Below are 1337 nucleotides of genomic sequence, written 5' to 3' on the forward strand. Positions count from 1 at the left end.
GGTGCGGAACAGGTCGATGTCGTAGTTGTCGTGCACGCCCTGCATCACCGCGGCGATGCGCTCCAGGCCCATGCCGGTGTCGATCTGCGGCTTGGGCAGGTCGCGGCGGGTCCCGTCGGCGAACTGCTCGAACTGCATGAACACCAGGTTCCAGATCTCCACGAACCGGTCGCCGTCCTCGTCCGGGCTGCCCGGAGGGCCGCCGGGGATGTGGGCGCCGTGGTCGTAGAAGATCTCCGAGCACGGGCCGCAGGGCCCGGTGTCGCCCATCGACCAGAAATTGTCGTTGGTGGCGATGCGGATGATCTTCTCGTCGGACAGGCCCGCGATCTTCTTCCAGAGTTCGGCCGCCTCATCGTCCGTATGGTAGACGGTGACGCAGAGTTTCTCCGCCGGGATGCCCATCTCCTTGGTCAGCAGGGTCCAGGCGTGCTCGATGGCGCCGGCCTTGAAGTAGTCACCGAACGAGAAGTTGCCCAGCATCTCGAAGAAGGTGTGGTGGCGGGCGGTGTAGCCGACATTGTCCAGGTCGTTGTGCTTGCCCCCGGCGCGCACCGACTTCTGCGACGAGGCCGCGCGCGGGGCCGGCGGGGTCTCCGCGCCCGTGAAGTAGTTCTTGAACGGCACCATGCCGGCGTTGACGAACAGCAGGGTCGGGTCGTTCTGCGGCACGAGCGGAGCCGACGGAATGATCAGGTGATCATTCTTCTCGAAATAGCCCAGGAACTGGCTACGGATTTCGTTGAGGCTCGGCATGGCTTTAGACACTTGATCAAGTCGTAGGGGGACGGGGGTCGTTCCCCGCCCCTAGATGGAACCGGCGACCGTTTACGCAAACTTGGCTGCGCCGCAAAGGAAAAGGACGCCCAGGCGAGACTCGCCTGAACGTCCTTCCATGAACGGCCGCGCGGGGCCGGGCTCTCGATGAGCTCGGGCGTCGGGTTGGCGGACCCGGGCTCACGGAGCCCAGGCGGCCGTCCGATCCCTATTCGTCGTCGGCGCCGTCCTCGTCGACGGTCGGGCCGACCAGCAGCTCTTCCTCGATGACTTCCTTGGCGCCGCGGACCTGCTTCTCGATCTGGGCGGCGATGTCGGGATTGTTCTTGAGGAACTCGCGCGCGTTATCGCGACCCTGGCCGATGCGCTGGCTGTTCCAGGAGAACCAGGAGCCGGACTTCTCGATGACGTTGGCCTTGACCCCAAGGTCGATGATCTCGCCCAGCTTGGAGATGCCCTCGCCGTACATGATGTCGAACTCGACCTCGCGGAACGGCGGGGCCACCTTGTTCTTCACCACCTTGACGCGGACATTGTTGCCGACGATCTCGTCGCGCACC

The 1337-nt window shown here is 64.8% G+C and carries 1 protein-coding gene and 1 pseudogene; both read right to left on the reverse strand.

Features of this window, described 5'->3' with window-relative positions; all coding sequences use genetic code 11:
* The coding region (locus Q8Q88_RS14390) for an alanine--tRNA ligase-related protein (RefSeq protein ID WP_305675876.1) at positions 1-756 on the reverse strand (756 nt) is incomplete at its 3' end.
* 229 nt (positions 757-985) lie between these two features.
* Positions 986-1337, reverse strand: a pseudogene (locus Q8Q88_RS14395) (DNA recombination/repair protein RecA); the annotation flags it as partial.

The sequence above is a fragment of the Phenylobacterium sp. genome, assembly GCF_030697925.1.
Taxonomy (GTDB): domain Bacteria; phylum Pseudomonadota; class Alphaproteobacteria; order Caulobacterales; family Caulobacteraceae; genus Phenylobacterium.